Here is a 26,233-nt window from a genome sequence, read left to right as displayed (position 1 = left end):
GTTACATGCTCCACACCGGCCGCACTTCGATCGTGCCATGGCTCGCACCGGGGCAGCGCGCCGTCCAGGCAAGCGCCGCATCCAGGTCAGGTACGTCGATCAGGTAGTAGCCGGCCAACTGCTCCTTGGAGTCCACGTAGGGGCCATCCAGTACCTGCGATTTGCCGTCCGCCACATGCACGGTGGTCGCGGTCGCGCTGTTTTGCAGGCGGTTCGAGCCGACCAGTACACCCGCAGTCTTCAGCGCCTGCGTATACGCTCCATAGGCCGCCACGCCCTGCTCCTGTTCGGTCGGCGTCATCTGCGACCAACCGTTCTCGTTCGCATACAGCATCAGCAGGTATTGCATCGGGATTCTCCGCATTGAGTGATCGGCGGGCAGTGTGCGCCGCCACTCCCATGACGCGCGAGGTTTGGCGATTTGGACAGGGTCGATCCTGTCGGGGGTCGATCCGGGCAAACCAGGCGATTCCTTGTTTCCCGTATGGAGCCGATGCTCCGCCACGACGTCGCGGAAGTCGCTACATCGGAAGCGCAATCGTGACTGCCTCAGTCAAAGCGGGCCAGAAACTCTTCCAGAAGACATTGGGCCAGCAAGTAAAATGTATCCGAGATGGCTCGGATTTGACGAATACCGTTGCTGCCGTCACCCGCTATGCTGGGCCTGCACGGCGCGGGGGCGCCGATTATCGGGGGAGCGACAGCATGACGACACGATCCAGGGAACCGGCAGCCGGCTTTGGCTGGCTGACGCGCGGTATCAGCGTGGGCTTCCGCCACCCGAAGCCGTTGTTCGGCGGGGCAGCCTTCCTGATGGTGGCAGCCCTGTTGCCGTCACTGATCACACTGCCGGTGCAACTCCACGCGATCAGTGCGGGCACACCGCTGAGCCCGGCAGTCCTCGGCTGGATCACGGTGGGCTCGATGCTGCTTGGCCTGCTGCTGGTGCCGCTGTATGCGGGCTATCTGCAGATGATCGACGCGGCAGAGCGAGGCCTGCCGGCCCGCGCACTCGACATCTTCAAGCCTTATCGACAAGGCGAAGCGTTGCGCCTGATCGGCTATGGACTGGCGATGGTGCTGGTCTACATCGCCATGTTCGGCATCATCATCGCGGCGATTGGAGGCGGCATCGCCAGTTGGTACATGCAGGCGCTGACCGCACAGGCCAACCATCTACCGCCGGCGTTGCCCCACGGCTTCGGAGTCGCGATGGCACTGTTCCTGGCACTCGGTCTTTTGATGATGGGTTTCTATGCGATCAGCCTTGGCCAGGTCTCGCTGCGCCAGCGCAGCGTGTTCGGCGCCATCGGCGATGGCGTGATCGGCGCACTGAAAAACGCGCTGCCACTGCTCGTGTTTGCACTGATCGCCACCGTTGCCTGGATCGTCGTGATCATCGCCTTCGTGCTTGCGGTCATTCTGCTCGCCCTCCTTGGCAAGCTCGTTGGCATATGGTTGATGCTCGTGTTGATCGTTCCGCTGTATATCGCCCTGTTCCTGCTGATGTTCACGGTCATGTTCGGGGTGATGTATTACCTGTGGCGTGACGTATGTGGCGAAGACATCGTGCCCGGCATGCCTCCGCCGCTCGCCGCCTGATCCGCGCCATCCGTTCCCATCGTGGCGAACGGCAGCCAGCAAGGCTTGCCGACGTCCCCAAAGAGGACCCCCACCCATGAAAAAAGCTGCCCTGGCCTCGGTGCTGGTTTCGCTCGCTTGCCTCCTCTCAGTCGCCGCACCCGCGGCACCTGTGCCGGGCTCCGCTGCCGCGAAGGTCACGCCCGACATGATCCAGACCGCGTCGGACATTCCGGCCGACTGGAAGCCGCCGCAGGGCAACTTCGACTACGTCAAGCGCGAGGTGATGATCCCGATGCGCGACGGCGTGAAGCTGCACACCGTGCTGCTGATCCCGAAGGGCGCACACGACCTGCCGATGCTGCTCGAACGCACGCCGTACAACGCCAGCGGCTTCGTGACAAGCAACAGCCCGCACATGGCCGACGCGGTGTGGTCGGGCGACAAGGACTGGGCCGACGGCAGCACCATCCTGGTCTGGCAGGACGTGCGCGGCAAATACGGCTCGGAAGGCAAGTACGTCATGACGCGCCCGCCGATGGGGCCGCTCAACCCGACCACGACCGACGACACCACCGATGCCTGGGACACCATCGACTGGCTGGTGAAGAACATCAAGCAGTCCAACGGCAAGGTCGGCATGATCGGCTCCTCCTACGACGGCTGGACGGTCGCCATGGCCCTGCTGCACCCGCACCCCGCGTTGAAGGTCGCCGCGCCGGAAAGCCCGATGATCGACGGCTGGATGGGTGACGACTGGTATCACTACGGCGCCCTGCGCCAGGTGAACCTCGACTACTTCAGCGGCCAGATGAGCAAGAAGGGTGAAGGCGAGGACATCCCGCGCGAGAACTACGATGACTACAGCAATTTCCTCGACGCCGGTTCGGCCGGCGCCTATGCCGAGGCCAACGGCTTCAAGCAGTTGCCCTGGTGGAGCCGCTTCTCGGCACACCCCGCCTACGACGCGTTCTGGCAGTTGCAGGCGCTCGACAAACTGCTCGTCGCGCACCCCTCCAGCGTGCCCACGATGTGGCTGCAAGGCCTGTGGGACCAGGAGGACATCTACGGCGCCGTGCACGCCTGGGAAGCGCTGGACAAGGCCGGCCATGGCGCCAGCAATCATCTCGTGATCGGCCCCTGGTGGCACAGCCAGATCAACCGCGCCGGCTGGAACATGGGACCGCTGAAGTGGCCCGGCAACACTACCGCCCAGTTCCGTCGGCAGGTGATGATTCCTTGGTTCAATCACTACCTGCGTGGCACCCCGCTGCCCAGGCCACTGCCCGAGGCGATGATCTACAACCCAGTCGAACAGCACTGGGACAGCTTCACGAACTGGAAGCCGGCCAGCGAGCAGTCGCTGACTCCGCTCTACCTGCAAGCGGACATGGGCCTGGGCTTCCAGTCACCGGCCGGCGGCAGCGACAACTATGTCGCCGACCCGGCCAAGCCGGTGCCCTACCTGCCGCGACCGATCCCGCAGAAGAACGACCGCTGGCGCACCTGGCTGGTCCACGACCAGCGCTTCGTGGCGGATCGACCCGACGTGCTGTCCTACACCACGCCGGTGCTGAGCAAGACGGTAACGATCCAGGGCGCGCCGATCGCCGACCTCTTCGCCAGCACCACCGGCACCGACGGCGACTTCGTGGTCAAGCTTATCGACGTCTATCCCGGCACCGATCCCGGCGATCCCGCGATGGGCGGCTACCAGCTGCCGGTCGCGCTCGACATCTTCCGCGGGCGCTATCGCAAGAGCTTCGCCGAGCCGTCGCCGATCCCGGCGAACCAGGTGCAGGAATACAAGTTCCGCCTGCCCACGGTGAACTACGAGTTCAAGCCTGGCCACCGCATCATGGTGCAGATCCAGTCGAGCCTGTTCCCGCTCTACGACCGCAACCCGCAGACTTACGTGCAGAACATCCTGTTCGCCAAGCCGTCGGACTACCGCAAGGCGACGGTGACGATCAGGCACGGAGCAGATGGAAAAAGCGCCGTGCTGCTGCCGGTGGTGGCGGGCGCGACCGGTCGCGATTGAGCAGAATCCTGGCCGATTGGCGCAAGCCTGTCGGCCAACGGAACGGCCCGGTCGGCGGTTTCGCACGGATCGGACCTCGTTCTGATGGAGCAATCAACTGGTACGGCTTCGGTGTTCGCCGCTCAGGTGACACGCTCACCCGCCGCCACGCGAACGGCCACCAAGTCCACCGGCTCGGGGTGGATGACCAGGCGCAGCCGCCCGGCCTCACGGAACAGACGCAGATGGCGATGCCTGACCAGATAGGCCACCGCGACCCCGGCGGCGGCGAGGCCCGCCAGCGCGCCTACGCCCAGCGCCCAGCGTGCGCCGAAATGATCGACCACCCAGCCGACCAGCGGTGCACCGATCGGGGTGCCGCCCATCACCACGGCAATGCGCAGCGCCAACACCCGGCCGCGCATGGTGCGCTCGGTGGTGAGTTGCATCATCGAGTTGCTGGCGGTCATGAAGGTGAGCGCGGCGAGGCCCACGAAGAACAGCACGACCGCGAACAGCAAGGGGCTGGGCATCGCCGCCGCCAGCGCCATAGTGACCCCGAAGGCTGCCGCAGCGACGCCCATCAGCACCATGCCGGGGAATTGACGACGGGCCGAAAGCAACGCCCCGCTCATGGTGCCCGCCGCCATCGCCGAGGTCAGCAGGCCGTACTGGCTGGCGTTGCCGTGGAACACGGTAACCGACATGGTCGAGATGAAGATCGCGAAGTTGAAGCCGAACGTGCCGAGCAGGAACAGCATCACCAGCACCGCGATCAGGTCGGGCCGCTGCCACACGTAACGAAACCCTGCCAGCAGGCTGCCGCGCGTGCTGGCGGGGCGCGCTTCGGTATGCAGCTCGCGCACGCGAAGGAACCACAGCGAGACCAGCACGGCCGCGTAGGAACCCGCGTTGATTAGGAACAGCCAGCCCTCGCCGACCGCGGCGATCAACACGCCCGCCACGGCGGGGCCGAGCATCCGGGCGCCGTTGAAGGAAGTGGAGTTCAGCGCCACCGCGTTCGCCAGGTCGTCGTCGGTGACCAGGTCCGAGACGAACGCCTGCCGGGCTGGCGCATCGAACGCGGTGACGATGCCCAGCAGCAACGCAAAGCCATACACCTGCCAGAGCTGCACCACGCCCGTGATGGTGACCAGGCCCAGACCCAGCGCCAGCAAACCCGCGGCGCCCTGGGTGAAGAGCAGCAGCTTGCGTCGATCGAGGTGGTCGGCGGCCAGGCCGGTCAACGGCAACAACAGCAGCGGCGGCCCGAACTGCAGCGCCATCACCGTACCCACCGCCGTGGCGCTGTGATGGGTGAGCACGGTAAGCACCAGCCAGTCCTGCCCGACGCGCTGCATCCAGGTGCCCACGTTGGACACCAGCGCGCCAGCGGCCCACAGCCGGTAGTTGTAGCTCCTGAGCGAGTGGAACATGCCGTTCATGGCGTGCCTGACCACTCCGTCGGGGCATTGCCGCCATGCAGGCGACCGAAACTCCACGCCAGCCCGGCCAGGGCCATCAGCATGCCCAGCCCAAAGGCGCCGGCATCGACGGCGGACCTCGGATCGAAATCACCCACGCGCTCGACCAGCCACCACGCCGCCAACAGGCTCGCAAAACCCCACGGCCCATGGACCATCGAAGACAAAAGTCCCTTGCCTGGAGGCTTGGCAGACGGCGTCTGGAAGGCGCGACCGGTCACGCCGCGGACGAGATGGGGCATCGCGTTGACGAGCATGAGGCCTGCTGCGAACCAGGCGAGGTGGTGGAGCCAGAACATGATGAAAGATTCCAGTGTGGTGTGCCCAGGCAAAACCCGAACTTTAACCCCTCATCGGCGAAGTGCACATCGGATCGGTCGCATGCTTCGCGTGACGACGGCCGTGATGAAGCGCGGCCAGCTCAGTGCTCGCGGCGATCAAGCAGCGCCATGATCCCGGCACTGGTGCCGGTTTCACCCAGGCGCGGAAAGATCCGCTCGACGCTGTTCTCGTGCGCCTGCGCACTCATGTCCGTCATCGCATCCAGCGCCAGGGTGACGTTGAAGCCCAACTCGTAGGCTTGCCGAGCAGTGGATTCCACGCCGATGCTGGTGGCAACGCCGGCCATCACCACCTGGGTGACGCCAAGCGCTTTCAGGCGCGAGGCCAGGTCGGTACTCGCGAAGGCGCCCCAGGTCCGCTTGGTGAGGACGATGTCGTCGGGCTGCCGGCCCAGTTCGGGCACCAGCTCGGTCCAGTCGGCCGGACGCTCGCCGCCACGCGGCGGCTGCGCGGTGCGACCGGGCGCGCCTCCATCCACATTCACCAACACCACTGGCAAGCGATGGCGACGGAATGCCCTGGCCAGTTCGCCGGCGCGGGCAAGCACCGGCTGGATCGGGTGCGCAGTGGGGTACGCCACGATGCCCTTCTGCAGGTCGATGACCAGCAACGCGGTGTGCGGGTCCAGGATGGTCATGCCCATGGCTGTCTCCTCGTGGGAACTGAAGTGTCGGATCGGTCCGTTTCTGTGTTGCCGCCGACCGGACGCTACGCGATACATGGTCGGACTGGATGAACATACCGCGGTTTCCCGCTGGGCAGTCATGGTCGGGCCCGCTGCATCGCGCGGGAACGCCACGGGGGCGACTTGCATCCCATCGGCAGACTGCCTGCCGGTTTGCGGTCGGCAGGGGATGGCGGAGGGTGCGATGGCGGTGCCGAAGACAGCGATGGTGCTCAGCGGTGGCGGCAGTCTCGGCGCGGTGCAGGTCGGCATGCTGCAGGCGCTCAGCCGCGCCAATGTGGCGGTGGACATGGTGATCGGCGCTTCGGTGGGCGCGCTGAACGGCGCATTCTTCGCCGACGATCCGACTCCCGCGGGCGTCGACCGGCTGGTCGAACTATGGCGCGGCCTGCGCCGCCGCGACGTGTTTCCGTTGACCTTGCTGGCGGGCATCAAGGCGCTGCTGTTCGGCCAGGATCACCTGATCGAGCCCTCGCGGCTGCGCGCCATCGTGCAACGTTCGCTGCGCATCGAACGCATCGAGCAGGCGCCACTGCCGCTGCATGTGGTGGCTACCGATGTGCTAGGCGGCGAAGCGGTGCTGCTTTCCCGTGGCTCGGTGGAGACCGCGCTGCTGGCGAGCACGGCGATCCCGGTGGTGTTTCCGCACGTGGCACTGGACGGCCGCTACCTCGTCGACGGCGGGGTCGCCAACAACACGCCGATCGCCAGCGCGGTCGCGCTGGGTGCCGAACGCATCCTGGTGTTGCCCACCGGCGTGAGCTGCGCGCTGCGCGAACCGCCGCGCAACATGGCGGCGCTGGCGCTGCACGTGATGGGACTGCAGAACATGCGCCAGCTCGACCGCGACGTGGAGCGTTACGCGGCGGATGCCCGGATCGCCATCGTGCCGCCGCTGTGCCCGCTGGGCGTCTCCGTCTTCGATTTCTCGCAGACCGCCGCGCTGATCGAGCGCGCCGCCGCGCAGACCCGCGACTGGCTTGACGCAGGCGGCCTGGCGAGCAACGGCCCGTTGCATGTGCCGCTGGTCCATCACCACCACCGCGCGGCAGCCGCGCACGGGGCGTGCCATGCTCATGCCTGACCGATCCACGGTACGGCGTTTCACCGCTGCACCGTCCACCCGACGCGCCATCCGGCGTGCCGGTTTTCATTGCCAGGGAGAATGAAATGTTCAATACCGCCTTGATCGTGTTCGCCATCGCCGCCGTGGGCGGCCTCATCCTTGCCGCCCACGTATTGCGCGGCAAGTTCGCACCCTGGGCCTTGTCGGTGCTGCATGCGCTGCTGGGCGCCGCCGGTCTGGTGCTGCTGATCGTCCTGTTGCTGCAGGGGGCGACGACGCAGCGGGTGCTGGCCGGCTTCGTGCTGCTGCTGGTGGCCGCGCTGGGCGGCTTCTTTCTCGCCTCGTTCCACCTGCGCCGGAAGCTGCCACCGAAGGCGGTGGTGCTGGTGCATGCGAGCGTGGCGGTGATCGGCTTTCTCACCCTGCTCAGCGTGCTGATGTGAGCGCCATGCGCCATCCGCTGCACCCCGCGCTGGTGCATTTTCCGGTGGCGTGCTGGTCGCTGGCGGTGCTGGCGGATTTCGCCAGCCTGCGCTTCGGCGCCGCGGCGTGGTCGTGGTCGGGCGGTCTGCTGGCGGTCGGCTGCGCGATGGCCGTGCTGGCCATGCTGGCCGGCATGATGGAACTGGCGCGGGTGCCGGAGGGTGCCGCGCTGCGCGATGCCTGGTGGCACATGGGCGCCATGCTCACCGCGTTTACCTTGTTCACTGCCCGCCTGCTGTTGCGGCTGGATCACTTCAAGCCGCTGGAACCGGACGTCACCTCGCTGCTGCTGGACGCGGGTGGGCTCCTCGCGCTGGCGGTGGGCGGCTGGTTCGGTGGCCGGCTGGTCTACGGCCACGGCGTGGGTCGCGAGTGAAACCCGGTTGTGCCGCCGGCCCGGCCCGGCGGCGCTTCCGATCCGGGGAGCTTGAGAAAGTGCACTTCGGCCCAGATGCTCTTGGCTCTACGCTTCCCCCAGCATGTGGCCATGTTCGACAAAATCAGAAACTGGCGCGTACGGCGCATCGTTGCTCGGCGCCCGATCGTCGAATCGCTCTGGCGGGACGCGCTGCGGCGCTGTGCCCCGGCGCGTCGGCTGGGCGCTTCCGACCAGGCCACGTTGCGTGTGCTCGCCACGCTGTTCCTGGAGAGCAAGTCGCTGGAACCGACCAAGGGCTTGCATCTCGACGACGCCGACCGTGTCTTGCTCGCGGCGCATGCCTGCGTGCCCATCCTGAAACTGGGCCTTGACTGGTACGACGGTTGGCACAGCGTCATCGTGTACCCGGATGCGTTCATTCCACGTCGCCAACAGATGGATTCAGCCGGCGTGGTTCACCAGACCAGCACCGTGATGGCCGGCGAAGCATGGGGGCGCGGGCCAGTGATTGTGTCTTGGGCAGACGTGCTGAATGGCGAGAAGAAACCGGGACACAACGTGGTCATCCACGAAATGGCGCACAAGCTCGACATGCTCAACGGGGACGCCAACGGCTTTCCGCCGCTGCACCGGCGCATGGATCGCCGCGTGTGGTCGAAGGTCTTCTCCAGCGCGTGGGATCAGCTGAAGGAAGAACAACGCAACGGGGACGAGTTGCCGATCGACCCGTATGCCCTGGAAAGCCCGGCCGAATTCTTTGCGGTGGCCAGTGAGCAATTCTTCGAGGGGCCGGCAACCTTGCGCCAGCATTTGCCGGACGTCTATCGGCAGCTCGAGCAGTTTTACCGGCAGCACCCGTTCTGAGCGCGCAGTGTTCAAGCGCGAACGTCAGAGGGTACGACAGGTAATCTGACGCCGCCCCAGCCCGCCAATCCGCCGCGCCCTGCCCATCAGGCGACGTCCTTTACCAGGTCAGCCAGCCCAAACCATGCGCGCAAGGGGCTCCGGCTGCGGCGATGGCTTGTTCGACGTTGCCTCAGTTTCCCCACTCCGGATAAACAGCGAGTGCGTCCAGATAGTTATGGATCACGTCGGTGTGCGCGTCTTCCTGCCAACCGCCCGGCGTTGCGTTCTTGATGAGATCGCGTGGACGGCCTTGTTCATCGATGGCGTATTCCGTGAAGTTCAGTGCTTCGCGCGCTTCCCGGGCAAGCAAGGCGGATTGGGTCGCCTTGGCATACATCGCGAGTACGGCGCCGTAGGTCGAATTGATGCCGCCCCACGCATCATGGTCTTCGTCCTGCTCGTGACACACGGTCACCCCGAATTCCTTGTGGGTGAAATTCCTGCGCACGAATTCAATCAGGGTTGACGCGTCTGCGCGCCAGTCCGGATCGATCGCCTCGCGTTTCTCCAGCAGGTAACGCGCCAGATTCAGCGGTGCCCAGGCATTGCGATTCGTCGGTGTGTCGTGATCTTCGAAAAATTGTGCGAAGCGCGCGCCATCCGTTTTTGCGCTCGGAATCTGCTGCGTCTTGATCCACCGCCACAGCGCGGCGCGCGACGGCTGGAACTCCGTGTAGCCGCGCGCAAGCAGCACGTCGTAGAGACGCAGGATGTACGTCATGTCGCTGGAGATGGGGCCGCGCGGGGCGCCGGTGCGATGGTCGGCCCGGAAAGGCCACGGCGAATGCGTGGCGTCACCGGTCCGCTGACTGGCCATCAATACGCGGGCATCGTGAAGCGCCTGGGCGAAGTACTTTGGCTCCTTCGTGGCATCGGAGAGCAGGACCAGGGCGTAGCCGGAGATACCGCCCTTGTCCGGTTCGATTTCGTAGGGGCGATCGGATTGCGAGCCGCTGTTCGCCGGCTGGGGGAACTGGTCGCGACGCCCTGTCGAATGTGGAAAGCGCGGGTATTTTCCGGAATCGGGCGTGAGACTTTCCTTGAGCAGGTAATCGCCCATCAAGCGTGCGATCGCCAGCGTCCGCGGATGGTGGCCGCTCCGAAACTCGTCGTATTTCAGGTACGAAATGATGCCCATGCCATTTTGCGTCGCCGGAATGGTATCGCTGCGTTCGGCAATCGGCTTCCAGTCGCCATCGACAAACGTGGTCGTGACAAAAATCGGATAGCCATGATCCGTGGGCGCGCTTTCGTAAAAGCGCATTTCGCGGTCGAGCGCCGTACGCCATGAAATCCAGGGAAGCAGGCGACCGTCGGCATCACGTTTTGCGGTGTGCCCGGCAATGATCTCCGGCTTTGCCGTCTGGCTGTATGCGGCCGGGGCGAACGCTGCGAAGGCAGCAAGGACAAGCGGGAGTCCACTGCGAAAACATTTCATCGGTCGCTCCACGGTTCTCTTCATTGGTCGGTCAGGCGTGCATGGCGCGAAACAGGGCACGATGTCACGTGCGCATTCTCGTGGAAAACCTCAGCCTCCGTCCTCTTTTCCGCCATGTCGAGAGGCCTATTGGCAAACCCCCGACATTGATGCACGATCATTCCGTCCAACGTTCCCCACCACCACGCGCACGAGGCTGCCATGCGCCACGCACGTCTTTGCACCTACATCATCGCCCTGTTGTTGCCACTCGCCATCACGGCTTGCGTGAACGGCGTCAATGGCTCCGTTGACGTCCCGGCAGGCACCAGTGTTTCCGACGCGACCACCGTGAACGGTTCGGTGAACCTGGAGGCCCAGGCCAGGGCCGACAAGGCCACCACTGTCAACGGCTCAATCCATCTCGCCAGCGGCGCACAGGCAGGTGCTGCCAAGACGGTCAATGGCGACATCACCCTCGAAAACGACGCCAAGGTCTCGGGTAACGCAACGACGGTCAATGGCGCGCTCAGCCTTGCGGCAGGGTCCGCCGTGAACGGTGCGCTGACCAACGTCAACGGCCGTATCGAGATCGATGGTGCCCACGTCGGCAATGGCATCGTCACGGTGAATGGCAACATCCACATTACGGGCAACGCCGTGGTCGATGGCGGCATCAAGGTGGAAAAACCCAACGGCAACGGGTTTTTCGGCATCCACTTCGGCAGCAGCAGCAACTACATGCCGCGTATCGTGATCGATGCGGGCGCGAGCGTGAATGGCCCGCTGACCTTCGAAAGACCGGTCAAACTTTACGTCAGCGATCAGGCCAAAGTCGCGGGGCCAATCAGCGGCGCCAACGCGGTGAAGTTTACCGGCGCGACGCCGCCGGCCTCGTAGAAAACGCTGTCCGGAGGTGTGGTCCTCCACACCTCTTTCGCTCCATTGCTCGACGCAGCGACATCGCACGCGTCGACTCAGCGCGACGCCAGCGCCTTCATGTCGACCCACTCGTGGATGCGCGCGCCCGTCGCGCCGTCCTTCGCCGCACGCAGCATCGCGCGCGCGACATCCGCACCCGCGATGCCGCGATACTTACGTGCGCCACCCACGAGGAGCCAGTCGATCAACGGCCACGCCGCGATGGTGAAGCGTTCGAGCGGCCGGTTCTCTTCGCGCTGCCCGAGCAGTTGCGACGGCCGGAAGATGTGCGTGCGCGCGATGCCCAGCGCGATGACGTCGCGCTCGGTCTCGCCCTTCGTGCGGAGGTAGAACACGGACGAACCCGCGTTCGCCCCGACGGCCGACACCAGGAACACACCCGTCGCGCCGCGCGCCTGCGCGACCGCGGCGGCCCGCACCGGGTAGTCGTGGTCGATGCGGTAGTAGCCAGCCTCGTCGGGCACCTTGGCCCTGGTCGTGCCGAGGGCGATGAAGACGTCGTCCGCGTCGATCCGTTCGGCCAGCGTGGGCAGCGAATCGAGGTCGCCGACAAGCGTCACCAGCTTCGCGTGCACCAGGCCCGGGTCGCGTCGGACGACGATGGTGATGCCGTCGTAGTCGGCGCTCGCTAGCAGCATCGGCAGCAGTTGCGAGCCGATGAACCCGGTGGCTCCGAAAAGAAGTGCTTTCTTCATGGCGACGACGCGAAGCGCGATGGTGGTGACGCGCCATTGTGCGCCTTGATCGCACGCAGCGCCCGAACGCGAGCGCATGCACTGCCCTGCGACCGTTTATGGGGCGAGCGATAAAGGAAAGGAGGAAGCCAGGCAAACCCGTTTGACTTCCTCCGTTCCAGCTTCCGTATCCGCAGCGGATCACCCGGATGATCGCGCCTGTCGCTGCGTTCTTCTCCGGCAAACAGCCTGATCACGGCGCGTCCCAGGAGGTGTGGTGGCGTGGGACTCACGCCACCACAGGATGTGACTGCAAGAGTGCAACGGATGATGCCGGCGTTGCCGGTCAGTCGCTCCCGATCCTGGCGTCCTCGCGGTCCGCGCGCCCGCTGTCGACATGCCCCCACACCAGCTTCCAGACGAGCACCAGCAGGATTGCGAAGCCGGCCACGAGCAGGATCTTGCCGAGTCGCTGCTGGTCGTCCAGCAGGTAGTTGCTGCACAGGCGTATCGGCGAAATCAGGTACAGCCAGCCGAGGCGCATCATGGTGGCAATCAGCTCGACCAGAACCACGCCACGCACCACGAACCCCGCACGCGGCCAGCTCAGTGCGATCGGCGCACCGATCAGCAGCGGCACGCTGAGGAATTTCGCCAGCCTGACCTGCGGATCGTCGAGCGCCGCATCCATCGCCAACGGCAGCATCCACACCATGCCGGTCAGCGAGGCCAGCAGCAGCCCGCTGATACCGCGATGGTTCCAGGCATGCAGGCGCCGAACGAGCCAGCCTGGCGCCCCCTGTGCCAGCCACCCGCCGGCCAGCGCCAGCAACGGAATCTGGATCAGCATCTGCAGGGTCATCGTCGATTCGAGCACGTGCCGCACAGCGGGAATGGCGAGCGCCGCCCACAGCATCGCGCCCACCAGGCACAGGCGACCGGACCGGTGCTTCATGGCGTCAACCGCTGCGTGACGTAGCGGGCGGCGGCGCGGGCATCGTTCCAGTCCAGTACCGCGACCAGCCGGCCAGCCGGATCGACCACCGCAATCGCGGCGTTGTGCACGAATCCGCCCCATCCGTCCGGTACGGCGACCACGCCGAATGCGTGCATCAGCGCCGTCAAATCGGCTTGATCGACCGGGCGTGCCGCAATCCAGCCGGCGCCGTGGTCGCCGTGTTGGCGCTGGTAATCGGCAAGCGCGACGGGATCATCGTGGGTCGGATCGAAGCTGACGCTCAGCAGCGCAACCTGGCCGGTGGCGAGGGGCTCGGCCAATGAGCCTTGCAGGCGCGCGAACTCGCTGCCCTGGACCGAGCAGTACGACATGCAGCGGGTATAAATGAAATCGACCAGCAGCCAGCGCCCGCGCAACTCCCCGAAGCTGGTGCGCCCGCCGGCGGCGGTCTGCAACGGCAGCGGCGGTACCAGCGGCGGATGTTCACGGACACGGATGCGGCGGGCGGTCTCGGTGGTGTAGGCGCGAAACCCGTCGGTGGCGGCGGCCAGTATCCCGAGGCCCGCCGCCAGCAAGACAAGACTAACCAGCAGTGTTCGCAGTACCGCCATGGGGCTCCCCTCGCGCGGGCGCCTTCAGCAGACCCACCGTGATGCGGATCGCAAAGTAGAGCATGCCCAGCACCACCAGGATCGCACCGATCGAACCGACCTCGTCGGTAGCGGTCCACGCCGGCAGGTGGGTCGCCATCCGCCGCGCCACACTGAGATGCCCGGCGTCGAGGAAGGCCAGCACGAAGATCAGGCCGCCGATCAGGTAGACGGGGAATCCCAACCGGTCGGCCGCGGTGTTCGGCGGCGCATCCGCACGCTGGCCGATCACGTGGAACATCAGGGCCAACGCCATCGGCAGCACTCCGAGCAGCAGGTAGAAGTGAAAGTGTCCGGGCACCCACTGGGTATTGTGCATCACCAGGTTGATGCGAACGGTGCCATCGAGGATGGCCGGCACGATGCCTGCCGCCCAGCCGAACATCGACAGGATCAGCAGCCGCGAGGGCATCGTCCAGCGCATGTTCGAGCGATAGATATTGGTGAGCGCACCGTACACGGTGACCAGGAACACCGGGAATCCCGCACCCCACGACACCACCTGGCCCATGACCACCAGCCACGGTGGCTCGGCATAGTCCATCATCAGGTGATGCGGGAACACGATGATCACGAACAGCGTGCTGACCGCCCACGACCACAGGAACGGCCGCGAGATCGGATACGGTTTGCCCGAATAGCGCGCCAGCAGTTCGTACACCGCGATCACGCCCATGTAGATCGTGGCGTTGATGTACATGTGGCCAAACCAGTAGATCAGGTTCTTGGCCACCAGCGCGTTCAACGCCATCTCGGGGTAATAGATATTGACCAGCCCCATCACTAGCACCACCGCGCCGGCCAGGATGCCCAGCGTGTTGGCGATGACCACCATGGTGCTGGCCACCACCGCCTTCGGATGATCCGGATCGATGGTGCCGCGGAACAGCCACTGCAGGCCAAGCGCACGCCCGAGGTTGCCGTGCACCCTGATGATGCCGGCGGCGGCATCCAGGTAGAACACCAGCATGCCCACGCCGATCAGCAGATAGCCCAGCATGAACAGCGCCGCGGCATTCGGGCTCCACAGCCCCATGCCGTGCACCGGCAGCGGATACAGAAACGTCCACAGTGCGCCGTAACCGTCGACGAAGATCGCGAAGATGATGCACAGCGCACCAAGCATGAACATCACATAGTTGGTGAGGAACGCCCACAGGTGCAGTCGGACGTACTTGCGCAGGAAGAACCACATCACCGCAGTGGTCGCCAGTGCCGCGGTGCCGACCATGCCGGCACCGTGCATCGACAGGATGCGGTAGAACAGGTCGGGCGGTACCGACAGCCAGGTGGCCTGCCCCAGGCGCATGGTCAGCCCGAGCAGCATCATCAGCACGAACAAGGTCACCGCCGTGATGATGTACAAGTTGAAGGCGACCCGGTTGCCGCCGTCGAGACGTTCGCTGTCCGGATACATCGTGAGAGCAGCCATGGTCAGCCTCCGCTCGCCGCGACGACCTTGATCTCGGAAGTCATCGGCGCATGTCCGATACCACAGTATTCAAGGCACATCACCTTGTAGGTGCCCGGCTGCGTGAACGTGTACACGATCTTGTTGGTGAAGCCCGGCATGGCCTGGGTCTGGGTCGCAATGCGGCCGTCCGGCGCGTAGACCGCAAAATCGTGGTTCACGTCCTTGCTGGTTACCCGGAATTCGACCGGAGAGCCGGCGTGCACCGTGTCCGGAGTGATCTGCCACGACCACTGCTGCCCCACCACGTCGACCACCTGGTGGATATCCAGCGGCGTGTGCTGCGGTGCAATCGGGAAACGGTGGAGGGTGGCATAGGTGCCGCCCACGAAGATGACCAGCAAGCTGCCGAACAGCCATCGTCGCAGCAGGTTGGAAGTGTGCGCGGCCTTGCGCGTCGCGGCATCGTCGGCAGGCTTTCCGGCCTGACGGATCACGTAGACGAAACCCAGCGCGACCAGGCCCATGCCAACCAGCGAGATGGTCCAGACGACGTTCTGAAGGATCATGACAGTCCCCATCCAGTCAAGGCTGGATGACTATGGGCTCACCCCATCAAGGCTGTCAAACGAAAAACGGGACGGAGGAAGTTTACGCGGCCATGAAACCCGGCGCGCACCTGCTTCCGCCGTCGCCCACTGTCGATGCCATCCGCCGCTCCCGACCCGGACACCAGAGATACCTCAGCCATCGACTCCATCCATGCGACGCCAAGCTGGTCAAAAGGGTCAGCTCAACCTGCCCCCTTTGTTGTGAGCCTCGCCATCAAGGGAACCCTGAAGGAAAGAACCTGTCTACCGCGGTTGCCCGCAACGCGCGCTGACGGTATGCGCAGGTTTCGTATGGTTAATTGGCTTGAATGAGGCAGTGTCATCGAACGTTCCGGGCAGGTCCGACATCAACAGGCGGGGGATCGTGCGCGCGGCCTGGTATGGCTCGACAGCGAGACGCGCGAGACCTTGGGTCGCGGGCGCTGGCGACAGCCACCGCTGACGCCCCCGGCGCTGGCGCCCGCGCTGGCTTTGGTAGTGCTACTGCACGCGCTGTTCGCGCTGGCGCTGTGGTACGAGATGCGGCTCAATCCGCCGCATCTGGCGGCGGCGCCCGTCGATCAGACGCTGATCGTGCGTCTGATCGATTCCAGCACGCCACGCGCCGCGCAGCCGCCTGCCCCACCCATGCCACCCAAGTTGGCGCCGCCGCGGCAAGCGGTGGCCCCCCGCGTTCGCCCCATGACGCACGAGAAGCCACGTCGTGATGCGATGGTCGTGCAGGATCATGAAGCGACACCTGCACCGGCGGCCTCCGTGGCCGCGCCGGGCGCCATCAGCTTCTCGGCGCGGCTGCCGTCCACGACGGAGACCTATGCCACAACAAGCGCCAAGGCCAAACCGGCCAAGCCCGCGGATGATCGCCAGATCATGCAGCACGACAGCAACCGGATGCAGTACAAGGCCACCCGTTTCGAAAAATATTTCCCGCCACCAAACGAGACGGCCGGCGGTGCGCTGGGTCGCCATATAGGCGATGCGATCAAGGCGATCGCCAAAGGCGCCTGCGATCCCAAAAAGAGCAGTACGGCTTCCAATTTGCTGTGCAGCGTGCCACCCATACCACCTTCGCCCAAGGAGGGCGACGAGCGCCTCAACCTGCCGCCGGCGGCGCTGACCGCCGATCCGCATCCGACCAGGCCGCCGCCACTGTCGAGCTGTATTGCCGAGTACAAGGCGACCAGGCCGCTGTCATACGGCTGCCCGCTGAACACGCCTGATCTGGCCTTCAAGGCCGAGATGCGTGTATGCATCGATCTGTTCCGTGCGGGCAAACGCCTCAAGACATGGTGCCCGCTTGATACACCCAAACGCGCGGCCGCCGAGTCGGTGACGCCGGCGGCTTCCCCGAGCGCGGGTTTGCACTGAGCACGCTCGACCGAACGTAGCAAAACCACGACGCAGAACGCTCTCCGTGGAGATCCTGGTCGTGGCGGCGACGTTACCGCCGGTCAAGACGGGCCGAAAAGCCGGCTATTCGAGGTGCCTGCTTCATTCGTATATAGTCGGCCGATGACGCGCATCCGCTGCGACATCCTGCAGGTGCCGGCGCGTCCACGATCCTGGCGATGAAAACGCAGCAAGGGGTACACCATGTCTTTTTCCCGGGCGATGCATACGCTTGTTGTCGGTGGCTTTTTGCTGGGCTTGTATCTGATTGCCACACCAGCGCGGGCCGATCAGCACTATTCGCGTGAGGTGTTCTTCGACAACAGCCTCGCGCCAGGCTCGTATCCGTACAGCGAAGGCAATGTGTCGTCGCCGAGCGCATTGACACTGATCGACGGCAAGTTGCCGGTGACCACGAAGCAGTTCATCAGCGGACCGAATGCGCTGATGCTGCAGTGGACGTCGACGCCGAAGGGCGGTTGGGATGCGCAGATCAAGATGTATCGCTGGCGCAACCGCGATATCGGATGGGCCGGCGACTCGCTGTACCTGTGGCTGTGGAGCGACGAAGGCATTGCCGCGAAGGACCTGCCGCAGATCGCCTTTTCCGACACGATGAAAGGTATGGACATGTTCGACGTCACTGTGGCGCATAGCCAGCGGCGTCCGTTATCGGATTTCGTCCAGGCGATTGCACCCAGGCACTGGACGCGCGTGCGCATTCCGCTCGATCAGTTCGTCAAGGATGCATTGCAACCGTTTGAGCCACGCCGGATCGGCACCATCGTGCTTTCGCAGGGTACGGGCGACGGTCGGCAGCACACGCTTTATCTGGACGACATCCGCATCCAGAACGATGCCGGCCCCACCGCCGCACCACAAGCACCGAGCAATCTGCGTGCACGCGGCTACGAACGGCATGTGCTGCTGCAATGGGACGCGCCGAGCGATCCGACGGTGGCGCAGTACGTGATCTACCGTTCGTTGAACGGCGGCGCGTGGAAACCTATCGGCGTGCAGCGTTACGGGGTGAATCTCTATTCGGATTACATCGGCGACCCGCATGCGAAGGCGGCATACAAGGTGTCGGCGCGCACGTCGAGCCTGGCCGAGTCGGCGTCGACGGCCGAAGCCGATGCGGCGACGCATCCGATGAGCGACGACGAACTGCTGACGATGGTGCAGGAGGCGAGCTTCCGTTATTACTGGGATGCCGCCGAGCCGATCTCGGGCATGGCGCGCGAATCGCAGCCCGGCGCCGACGACATGATCGCGACCGGCGCCAGCGGGTTCGGCATCATGTCGATGATTGTCGCGGCAGATCGCGGCTTCATCACCCGACAGCAGGCGGTCGAACGCATGCTGCGCATCACACGCTTCCTGGCGCGTGCCGACCGCTTCCACGGCGCGTGGCCGCATTTCATCAGTGGCCGCACCGGGCATGCAATCGCACTGTTCCAGATCTATGACGATGGCGCGGACCTGGTCGAGACTTCGTTCCTGATGCAGGGTCTGCTCGCCGCGCGCGGTTACTACACGGGCAACAATCCGCAGGAGCGCGAATTGCGCAAGAACATCACCGCGCTGTGGCGGGGCGTCGACTGGGATTGGTTCCGCGCCACGCCGAAGCGCGATGCGCTGTATTGGCACTGGTCGCCGAACTATGGCTTCCACATCGCCTTCCGGCTGGAAGGCTGGAACGAGGTGATGATCACCTACCTGCTGGCGATCGCCTCGCCGACGCACCCGGTGCCGCCGAGCACCTACTGGACCGGCTATGCACGCCTCGGTCATGACCAGTCCTATGGCGTGAAGCACGACTTCTACGGCATCACGCTTTCGCAGGTCTACCATTTGCCGACAGCGACGTCGCCGGGCTCACCCGGGCCACTGTTCTTCACCCACTACTCGTACATGGGCTACGACCCGCATGGCGTGCGCGATCGCTTCTCCAACTATTTCCGCAGCAATCGCAACCAGTCGCTGATCAGCCAGAAATACGCGGAAGCCAACCCCGGCCATTTCAAGGGCTACGGTGCCGACAGCTGGGGCCTCACCGCGGTGGATGGGCCGGACGACATGTATCACGAGTACAAGCCTTTCATGACCGACGACGGCACCATCGCGCCGACGGGCGCGGTGAGCGCGTATGCATACGCGCCCGAGGCATCGCTGCCGGCGATCAAGCACTGGTACCGGGACCTGGGTGCCCAACTGTGGGGCATCTACGGTTTCAGGGACGCGTTCAACCAGCAGCTCAACTGGTATTCCGGCATCACGGTCGGCCTCAACCAGGCACCGCAGGCGGTGATGATCGAGAACGGCCGCACCGGCCTGGTCTGGCGTGCCTTCATGTCGAACCCGGAGATCCGCAAGATGCAGAAGGCGATCGGGCTGGTGCCGGACAAGGATTGAGCCGTCCCGTGCACGCACTCATGCCTTACGCATGGAAGCGTGCCTTTCGGCACAAAGGGGCCATCGATCACCCTCACCCCGCAAGCCGGTCAGTGGTCAGCAATTGTCCCCGACACGTTTTTGCTACCGGGTCGATCAGCGCAGGTCGGCGTTGATCGCCTCCAGCGTCGCGGCACCCGGGCAAAGCTCGCCTTCGCCCAGGGTGTTGAATGCCACCGGCGTGGTATCCAGATGCGCATGCAGGTCGGCGGCATCGGGGTCGACGTACAGCAAGCCGGTAACGATCTCGCCGCGTGCCTGGCAAGCGTGCAGGTAATTCATCGCCCCCACGCGATCGCCGCTATCGTGGCCTTCCGGCAGCTTGCGCAGGCGCAACACGCTGCCGTCGTGCTGGTGTACCTCGCGTACCTCGCCGGGCGCGTAATCGACCGTGATCTCGGCATGCGACGAGATGAAGTCCATCCGGCACAGGGCGTGATTGTGCTCGCGCACATAGTCGTAACTCTTGGTGCTGCCCTCGTGATTGTTGAACGTGACGCACGGGCTGATCACATCCAGGAACGCGGCTCCCTTGTGCGTCATCGCCGCTTTCAGCAGCGGTACCAGTTGCGCCTTGTCGCCGGAGAAACTGCTGGCGACAAAGCTCGCGCCCAGTTGCAGCGCCATGCCTACCATGTCAACCGGTGCGTCGGTGTTGATCGCACCTTTTTTTGACTTGCTGCCCTGGTCGGCGGTCGCCGAGAACTGGCCTTTGGTCAAGCCGTATACGCCGTTGTTCTCGACGATGTAGACCATGTCCACGCCGCGGCGGATCGAGTGCACGAACTGCCCGATGCCGATCGAGGCCGAATCGCCATCGCCCGAGACGCCGAGGTAGAGCAACTCGCGGTTGGCGAGATTGGCGCCGGTCAGCACCGAAGGCATGCGCCCGTGCACGGCGTTGAAGCCGTGCGAGGCCGACAGGAAATAGGTCGGCGTCTTGCTGCTGCAACCGATGCCGGAGATCTTCGCCACGCGGTGCGGCTCGATGTCCAGCTCCCAGCACGCCTGGATGATCGCGGCGGAAATGGAATCGTGGCCGCAGCCGGCACACAAGGTCGAGACGGCACCTTCGTAGTCGCGCCGGATGAAACCGGCCGCGTTGCGCTGCAGCGAGGGATGGTGCAGCCTGGGTTTGGGGAGATAGGTCATCTCATGCCACCTTGTCGTCACGCAGTCGGGCGCCTTCGGCGGCATGCACGCGCTCGCCGATCGCCCGGACAATGAAGCGCGCGGTGATCGGCGTGCCGTCGTAATGCAGGATCGGAACCAGGCGCGCGGGGTCGATTTCGAACTGCTCGATCAGCAGCGCGCGCAACTGTGCGTCGCGGTTCTGCTCCACCACAAGAACCTGCTGATGCTGGTCGATGAAGGCCAGCACGGAATCGGCAAACGGATAACCGCGCACCCTCAATGCATCGATGGGCATGCCATCGGCATCGAGTTTCGCGATCGCCTCGTTCATCGCCGGCGCGGTGGAACCGAAATAGAGCACGCCGTGTTTCGCGGGTTTCGCCGCGCGATGCAGTACCGGTTGCGGCAGCAGCGCCTTGGCAGTCTCCAGCTTGCGCTGCAGGCGCTGCATGTTCTGCACGTAATCCTCGCCCTTCTCCGAATATTTTGCATCGGCGTTCTTGCTGGTGCCGCGGGTGAAGAAACTGCCACGGGTCGGGTGCGTTCCGGGATAGGTCCGGTACGGTATGCCGTCGCCGTCCACGTCGCGGTAACGACCGAACGCCGCACCGGCCTCCAGTTGCTCGGCGGTCAATACCTTGCCGCGGTCGTACTGGCGCGCCTCGTCCCATGCGAACGGTTCGCACAGGCGCTGATTCATGCCGATGTCGAGGTCGCTCAGCAGGAACACCGGCGTCTGCAGGCGATCGGCCAGATCCAGCGCGGCGGCAGCGAATTCGAAGCACTCGTGCGGGTCCTCGGGGAACAGCAGCACGTGGTTGGTGTCGCCGTGCGAGGCGTGCGCGCAGAACAGCACGTCCGATTGCTGGGTGCGGGTCGGCATCCCGGTGGACGGCCCACCCCGCTGCACGTCCACCACGGTCACCGGAATCTCGGCGAAATAGGCCAGACCGATGAACTCGTTCATCAGCGAGATGCCCGGGCCGGACGTTGTGGTGAACGCGCGCGCGCCGTTCCAGCCGGCGCCCGTGACGATGCCGATCGAGGCGATTTCGTCTTCGGCCTGCACGATCGCGTAGCGGTGCTTGCCGGTCTCGGGATCGACCCGCAACTTGGCGCAATATTTCTCGAACGCTTCGGCGAGCGAGGACGACGGCGTGATCGGGTACCACGCACATACCGTGGCGCCACCGTATACCAGGCCCAACGCGGCCGCGCTGTTGCCGTCCACAAAGATGCGCTTGCCCACGGCGTCGCGACGTTCGACGCGCAAGCCGATCGGCCCGAAATGCTGCTCGGCGTATGCCCGGCCGAGATCCAGCGCATGCAGGTTCGGCTCCAGCAGCGCCGGTTTGCGCTTGTACTGCTCGCCGATCAATTGCACGATCACGTCACGCTCGATGCCCATCAGCGCCGACAACGCGCCGAGATACATGACGTTCTTGAACAGCTGTCGCTGCCGCGGATCGTCCCAGTTCTGGTTGGCGATATCGGTCAATGGCACGCCGAGGGTGGTGACGTCGTCGCGGAATTTCGCCTTCGGCAGCGGTTTGCTGCTGTCGTAAAACAGATAGCCGCCGGGGGCGATGCCGGCAACATCGGCATCCCAGGTCTGGGGGTTCATCGCCACCATCAGATCGTAGCCACCGCGCCGGCCGAGCCAGCCGACCTCGCTGACCCGTACCTCGTACCAGGTCGGCAGCCCCTGGATATTGGACGGAAAAATGTTGCGCGGACTGACCGGCACACCCATGCGCAGGATGCACTTGGCGAACAGTTCGTTGGCGGACGCGGAACCGGAACCGTTGACGTTGGCGAACTTGACGACAAAGTCGTTGGTGGCGTTGATGGACATCAGGACCTGGTCCATGGATTCCTCATTCCGCGAAGGTGAAAAGCCGACTCGCCGTGCACGCCGGTGGATGCCGACGGGCTATCGCCTCGGCCCCGGCGGGGCGCCTGTAGCAGCGGCTGCTCCGCCATGCTGCCTGCGCCATCGAGCGCCGCCCGCTACTCGTCGGCGGGCGGACCCGACATGATGATGATGTGCATCCTCGATTCACGCCGGAGTCTTCTTCCGCGTGGCGACGGTGGCCGAGCCTTCGTCGTGTCCCGCGCAGGAATCCACGAACAGAAACTGCCGCATGTCCCACGCGCCGGTCGGGCAACGCTCGGCGCACAGGCCGCAATGCAGGCACACGTCTTCGTCCTTGACCATCACCCGGGCGGTCTTGAGGGGCTCCGACACATACAGGTCCTGCCCGGTGTTTTGCGCCGGTGCCGTGAGGCGCGTGCGCAGTTCCATCTCTTCACCGTTCGAGGTGAAGGTGATGCAATCCGTCGGACAGGCGTCCACGCAGGCGTCGCACTCGATGCAGATGTCCTTCGTGAATACGGTTTGCACGTCGCAATTGAGGCAGCGCTGCGCTTCCTTCCAAGCGGTTTGCACATCGAACCCGAGCTCGACTTCCTGATGGATGTTGGTGAGCGTCTTTTCCTTCGGTGCCCACGGCACCACGTAGCGCTCGTCCGGGGATATTTCGTTGTCGTAGCTCCACTCGTGGATCCCCATCTTCTGCGAGACGAGGTTGGTCAACGGCGGCGGCCGCTTGCGCACATCCTCATGCTGCAGCAGGTTGTGGATCGACACTGCGGCCTGGTGACCGTGTTCGACCGCCCAGATGATGTTCTTGGGCCCGAACGCCGCATCGCCACCGAAGAAGACCCCGGGCAATGACGATTGCATGGTCAGTTTGTCGAGTACCGGCATGCCCCATTCGTCGAAGGCCATGCCGAGATCGCGCTCGATCCACGGAAAGGCATTCTCCTGCCCCACCGCGATCAGCACTTCATCGCATTCGATGAGTCGATCCGGCTCGCCGTTCGGCACCAGCTTGCGCCTGCCGTTGGCGTCCACCTCGGCGCGCATCGGCGTGAACCACATGCCGGTCAGCTTGCCGTCCTCGTGCACGAAGGATTTCGGGTTCAGCCAGTTCAGGATCTCGACACCTTCGTGCTCCGCGTCTTCCTTCTCCCATGGGCTGGCCTTCATCTCCTCGTAGCCCGAACGCACGATCACCTTGACCTCTTCGCCACCGAGACGCCGCGCACTGCGGCAGCAGTCCATCGCAGTATTGCCACCACCCAGCACCAGCACCCGCCTGCCCACCTTCTTGACGTGCTCGAAGTACACCGAGGCCAGCCACTCGATGCCGAGGTGGATCCAGGTCGCAGCCTCGTCGCGCCCCGGCACATGCAGGTTGCGGCCGCGCGGCGCGCCGCAGCCGACGAAGACCGCATCGAAGTTTTCCGCGAGCAGCGATTTCATGGAATCGATCTTGTGGTTGCCCACGAATTCGACACCCAGGCCGAGGATATAGCCCACTTCTTCGTTGATCACCGCCTCCGGCAGGCGGAAGCGTGGCACCTGGGTCCGCATGAAGCCGCCGCCCTTGGCGTCGGTTTCGAAGATGGTGACGCGATAACCCAACGGCGCGAGATCGCGCGCCACGGTGAGCGAGGATGGTCCGCCGCCCACGCAGGCGATGCGGAAACGCTCGGCGCCCGGCACCGGCTCGGGAAGGCGCTCGCGCATGCGCTTTTCGATATCGACGCTGCGGTTGTCGGCGGCGACGCGCTTCAGCCGGCAGATCGCGACCGGCTCAGGTTTCTCCCCGTTGTTCTCTTCAACACGCCCGCGTCGGCATGCTGGCTCGCAGGGCCGGTCGCAAGTACGGCCGAGAATTCCGGGGAAGACGTTTGAATCCCAGTTGAGCAGGTACGCATCGTCAAAGCGCCCGGCGGCGATCATGCGGATGTAGCGGGGAACCTGGGTATGCGCAGGACAGGCCCACTGACAGTCCACGACCTTGTGGAAGTACTGCGGATTGCCAATATCGGTGGGTTGCATGCAAGCCCTCCAGCCAACCGCGGGACGCCGGCGATCTGCCGACGTGGGCCCGCCATCCGGAGTCTAATTGTTTCGCGCGGAAACGAAAGGGGCAGGTCAGGTAGCGAAAAGCGGGCTCGGCGCCCCGCCACTCTGGAACCTTGCGATTCGCTGGCAGCAGGCGCCCGAGTAACGAGTCCGCGCCTGCAGGGCAAGCGCCACTTTCATCGAAAGCCGGGGCGACATCATCTGTGCCAACCGGGCAAGGAGCTTTGAAATGGCCTGGTTTGCCTGCCGCGAACACGAGCGTATCGCACGGATGGTTCCCTCGCCGCAGTCAGGTCCCGGTTCATTCGCTGCGCTGCGATGAAGAGGGGTCGATGATAGCTGGCCACCCCCTGTCTTCGAGAGCCAATCTGCTGTCAGAAATTGCCCCCAGAAATTGTCTCTGACACCTTTTCCGATCCACTCCGTCCCGGTTTCCGCGTTGCCCCGTTTTTAAATGGCACGCTCTTTCACTGTTTCCAGGAAGCTTTCCGCACCATTGCGACCGGCGCGCTTGGCGGCATACAGTGCCGCATCGGCACGCTGCAGCAAGCTGTCGATGCTGTCGCCACTCCTGACGACCGTCGCTCCGCAACTGATCGTGACGAGGTGGCCATCGGACATCGGCTCCGCTGCCATATGCCGGCACAACCCGTTGGCCATGCGCAGCGCTTCCTCCGGGTCGACGCCCCGAACCAGCGCCACGAACTCGTCGCCTCCCCATCGGCCCAGGGTGTCCGTGCCGCGAAACACTTGCGCCGCGCGTGCCGTCAATGCCACCAGTACCTTGTCACCAGCACCATGCCCGAACTGATCGTTGACCGCCTTGAAGTGGTCGATGTCGAACAGCATCACCGCGAACTCGCCACCACGATCAGCGAAACCGGCAAGCTCGGCTCCGATCGCCGCGGCCATGCGGCGGCGATTGGGCAGCTTGGTAAGGTCATCCGTATTGGAAAGATGCGCCAGCCGGTTGACCGCCAATTGCGCAAGCAGGAGGCGATGCTGATAACTGGAAAAGAAATACAGCGCGGCGATCAGCACGGCGGACACAAGGTGCAACTGCAAGGTGAAGTTGGCATAGGGCGCCTCGATGTCGTGCACCAGGTAAGGCAGGCTGATACAGACGAACAGCGCCATGACACCCATCGAAATGGCCAGGCTGGTCTTGTGTCCCCCCAGCGTGAAGGCGAATACATACATGACCGGAATCCACAGATACAGCGGCTGCAGGTCGATGGCAGCACCGTATCTCGGCGAATACATGCGCAGCGCCATGCACGCCGCGCAGATGCCAACGCCAAACAGCAGGCAGCCTATCTCGATCGCGCGCTGCGGCAGCAACCTCCTCCACGCCACCAGGAACAGTGCCGAAAGGACAAACGTGCTCGTGCCGAGCACACCACTCAAGACGGGGGACAGCAAACCTCGCGCCCCCATGACCTCCCACGCGACGACCGTGCTGAGCAGGCTCAGCGCGATGATCGCCAGCAGCACGTTGCGTTTGAATTGGTCAACGGAAGGCGGCTTCAAGATCCTGTGCCTCATGGGCGGGGTGGCAGGCAAAATACCTTGCAAAACTTCCAAGCAAAACTGGTGCCAAAAAACGGAAAAAGGAAAAAGGGGACGTGGCCAATTAAGCCCATGCCCACCCGGCCCAGGCCTTCCCGCCGACAGATCCAGACGGGTCATCCGGGCAGAGTGACGGCAAGC

The 26,233-nt window shown here is 64.5% G+C and carries 23 protein-coding genes; 9 read left to right on the top strand and 14 right to left on the bottom strand.

What is annotated here, in order from left to right:
- Nucleotide 1: 1 nt before the first annotated feature.
- Entirely contained in the window at nt 2–349 is a 348-nt protein-coding gene (locus B0E47_RS10295) for a YciI family protein (protein WP_077514149.1), read from the bottom strand.
- 50 nt (nt 350–399) lie between these two features.
- Here B0E47_RS10295 and B0E47_RS10290 point away from each other — a divergent pair, with 50 nt between their 5' ends.
- Both B0E47_RS10290 and B0E47_RS10285 read left to right on the top strand, forming a co-directional pair.
- Nucleotides 400–1,602 (top strand): hypothetical protein, encoded by a 1,203-nt coding sequence (locus tag B0E47_RS10290; protein WP_139351423.1) that lies wholly within the window; start codon nt 400–402, stop codon nt 1,600–1,602.
- A 76-nt stretch (nt 1,603–1,678) separates the two neighbouring features.
- Nucleotides 1,679–3,622, top strand: a complete 1,944-nt coding sequence (locus tag B0E47_RS10285) for a CocE/NonD family hydrolase (RefSeq protein WP_077514147.1) — start codon at nt 1,679–1,681, stop codon at nt 3,620–3,622.
- A 122-nt stretch (nt 3,623–3,744) separates the two neighbouring features.
- On the opposite strand, the gene B0E47_RS10280 is transcribed toward B0E47_RS10285, so the two are convergent.
- The 3 genes from B0E47_RS10280 to B0E47_RS10270 form a co-directional block, all read right to left on the bottom strand.
- Nucleotides 3,745–5,037 (bottom strand): MFS transporter, encoded by a 1,293-nt coding sequence (locus B0E47_RS10280; protein ID WP_254422891.1) that lies wholly within the window; start codon nt 5,035–5,037, stop codon nt 3,745–3,747.
- A gap of 5 nt (nt 5,038–5,042) precedes the next feature.
- Nucleotides 5,043–5,384 (bottom strand): hypothetical protein, encoded by a 342-nt coding sequence (locus B0E47_RS10275; protein WP_077514145.1) that lies wholly within the window; start codon nt 5,382–5,384, stop codon nt 5,043–5,045.
- Nucleotides 5,385–5,506: 122 nt separating this feature from the next.
- Nucleotides 5,507–6,070 (bottom strand): isochorismatase family protein, encoded by a 564-nt coding sequence (locus B0E47_RS10270; RefSeq protein ID WP_077514144.1) that lies wholly within the window; start codon nt 6,068–6,070, stop codon nt 5,507–5,509.
- Nucleotides 6,071–6,296: 226 nt separating this feature from the next.
- Here B0E47_RS10270 and B0E47_RS10265 point away from each other — a divergent pair, with 226 nt between their 5' ends.
- From B0E47_RS10265 to B0E47_RS10250, 4 genes are all read left to right on the top strand, one after another.
- A complete protein-coding gene (locus B0E47_RS10265; protein ID WP_077514256.1) occupies nt 6,297–7,196 on the top strand; it encodes a patatin-like phospholipase family protein in 900 nt (299 codons plus the stop codon).
- Between the two features lie 86 nt (nt 7,197–7,282).
- Complete coding sequence (locus B0E47_RS10260; RefSeq protein ID WP_077514143.1) at nt 7,283–7,621, top strand: hypothetical protein; 339 nt, start codon at nt 7,283–7,285, stop codon at nt 7,619–7,621.
- Between the two features lie 5 nt (nt 7,622–7,626).
- Nucleotides 7,627–8,037: a DUF2231 domain-containing protein gene (locus tag B0E47_RS10255; RefSeq protein WP_077514255.1), complete on the top strand. Its 411-nt coding sequence runs from the start codon at nt 7,627–7,629 to the stop codon at nt 8,035–8,037.
- A gap of 9 nt (nt 8,038–8,046) precedes the next feature.
- The gene (locus B0E47_RS10250; RefSeq protein ID WP_254422890.1) at nt 8,047–8,904 is read left to right on the top strand and encodes a M90 family metallopeptidase; all 858 of its coding nucleotides are present in this window, start codon (nt 8,047–8,049) and stop codon (nt 8,902–8,904) included.
- Nucleotides 8,905–9,076: 172 nt separating this feature from the next.
- Here B0E47_RS10250 and B0E47_RS10245 read toward each other — a convergent pair whose 3' ends face one another.
- Nucleotides 9,077–10,384 (bottom strand): hypothetical protein, encoded by a 1,308-nt coding sequence (locus B0E47_RS10245; protein ID WP_077514141.1) that lies wholly within the window; start codon nt 10,382–10,384, stop codon nt 9,077–9,079.
- Between the two features lie 201 nt (nt 10,385–10,585).
- On the opposite strand from B0E47_RS10245, the gene B0E47_RS10240 reads away from it, so the two are divergent.
- On the top strand, nt 10,586–11,263 hold the full coding sequence (locus B0E47_RS10240; RefSeq protein WP_077514140.1) for a polymer-forming cytoskeletal protein: 678 nt from the start codon (nt 10,586–10,588) through the stop codon (nt 11,261–11,263).
- A 77-nt stretch (nt 11,264–11,340) separates the two neighbouring features.
- Here B0E47_RS10240 and B0E47_RS10235 read toward each other — a convergent pair whose 3' ends face one another.
- From B0E47_RS10235 to B0E47_RS10215, 5 genes are all read right to left on the bottom strand, one after another.
- Nucleotides 11,341–12,078 carry an NAD(P)H-binding protein gene (locus B0E47_RS10235; RefSeq protein WP_254422889.1) on the bottom strand — a complete coding sequence of 246 codons (738 nt, stop codon included), beginning with the start codon at nt 12,076–12,078 and terminating at the stop codon, nt 11,341–11,343.
- Between the two features lie 247 nt (nt 12,079–12,325).
- Nucleotides 12,326–12,934, bottom strand: coding sequence for a hypothetical protein (locus B0E47_RS10230; RefSeq protein ID WP_077514139.1), 609 nt, complete (start codon nt 12,932–12,934; stop codon nt 12,326–12,328).
- Nucleotides 12,931–13,548: an SCO family protein gene (locus B0E47_RS10225; RefSeq protein WP_077514138.1), complete on the bottom strand. Its 618-nt coding sequence runs from the start codon at nt 13,546–13,548 to the stop codon at nt 12,931–12,933. Before B0E47_RS10225 ends, B0E47_RS10230 begins: the two co-directional genes overlap by 4 nt.
- Nucleotides 13,520–15,019, bottom strand: a complete 1,500-nt coding sequence (locus tag B0E47_RS10220) for a cbb3-type cytochrome c oxidase subunit I (RefSeq protein WP_077514137.1) — start codon at nt 15,017–15,019, stop codon at nt 13,520–13,522. Before B0E47_RS10220 ends, B0E47_RS10225 begins: the two co-directional genes overlap by 29 nt.
- A gap of 2 nt (nt 15,020–15,021) precedes the next feature.
- Nucleotides 15,022–15,567: a cytochrome oxidase gene (locus B0E47_RS10215; RefSeq protein WP_077514136.1), complete on the bottom strand. Its 546-nt coding sequence runs from the start codon at nt 15,565–15,567 to the stop codon at nt 15,022–15,024.
- Nucleotides 15,568–16,086: 519 nt separating this feature from the next.
- Here B0E47_RS10215 and B0E47_RS10210 point away from each other — a divergent pair.
- Nucleotides 16,087–16,977 carry a hypothetical protein gene (locus B0E47_RS10210; protein WP_254422888.1) on the top strand — a complete coding sequence of 297 codons (891 nt, stop codon included), beginning with the start codon at nt 16,087–16,089 and terminating at the stop codon, nt 16,975–16,977.
- Between the two features lie 225 nt (nt 16,978–17,202).
- A complete protein-coding gene (locus tag B0E47_RS10205) occupies nt 17,203–19,413 on the top strand; it encodes a glucoamylase family protein (protein WP_139351422.1) in 2,211 nt (736 codons plus the stop codon).
- 135 nt (nt 19,414–19,548) lie between these two features.
- Here the strand turns inward: B0E47_RS10205 and B0E47_RS10200 are convergent, their stop codons facing one another.
- The 4 genes from B0E47_RS10200 to B0E47_RS10185 all read right to left on the bottom strand — a co-directional run bounded on the left by B0E47_RS10200 (nt 19,549) and on the right by B0E47_RS10185 (nt 26,212).
- The gene (locus tag B0E47_RS10200) at nt 19,549–20,604 is read right to left on the bottom strand and encodes a 2-oxoacid:ferredoxin oxidoreductase subunit beta (protein WP_077514134.1); all 1,056 of its coding nucleotides are present in this window, start codon (nt 20,602–20,604) and stop codon (nt 19,549–19,551) included.
- 1 nt (nt 20,605) lies between these two features.
- Nucleotides 20,606–22,456 carry a 2-oxoacid:acceptor oxidoreductase subunit alpha gene (locus B0E47_RS10195; protein WP_077514133.1) on the bottom strand — a complete coding sequence of 617 codons (1,851 nt, stop codon included), beginning with the start codon at nt 22,454–22,456 and terminating at the stop codon, nt 20,606–20,608.
- Nucleotides 22,457–22,645: 189 nt separating this feature from the next.
- Complete coding sequence (locus tag B0E47_RS10190; protein ID WP_077514132.1) at nt 22,646–24,496, bottom strand: FAD-dependent oxidoreductase; 1,851 nt, start codon at nt 24,494–24,496, stop codon at nt 22,646–22,648.
- 477 nt (nt 24,497–24,973) lie between these two features.
- Nucleotides 24,974–26,212: a GGDEF domain-containing protein gene (locus B0E47_RS10185; RefSeq protein WP_077514131.1), complete on the bottom strand. Its 1,239-nt coding sequence runs from the start codon at nt 26,210–26,212 to the stop codon at nt 24,974–24,976.
- Nucleotides 26,213–26,233: the final 21 nt, after the last annotated feature.

Source organism: Rhodanobacter sp. B05 (assembly GCF_002001085.1).
Classification (GTDB): Bacteria; Pseudomonadota; Gammaproteobacteria; order Xanthomonadales; family Rhodanobacteraceae; genus Rhodanobacter.
Note: the sequence above shows the minus strand (reverse complement) of the source record. Positions and strands in the feature narration are given on the sequence as shown.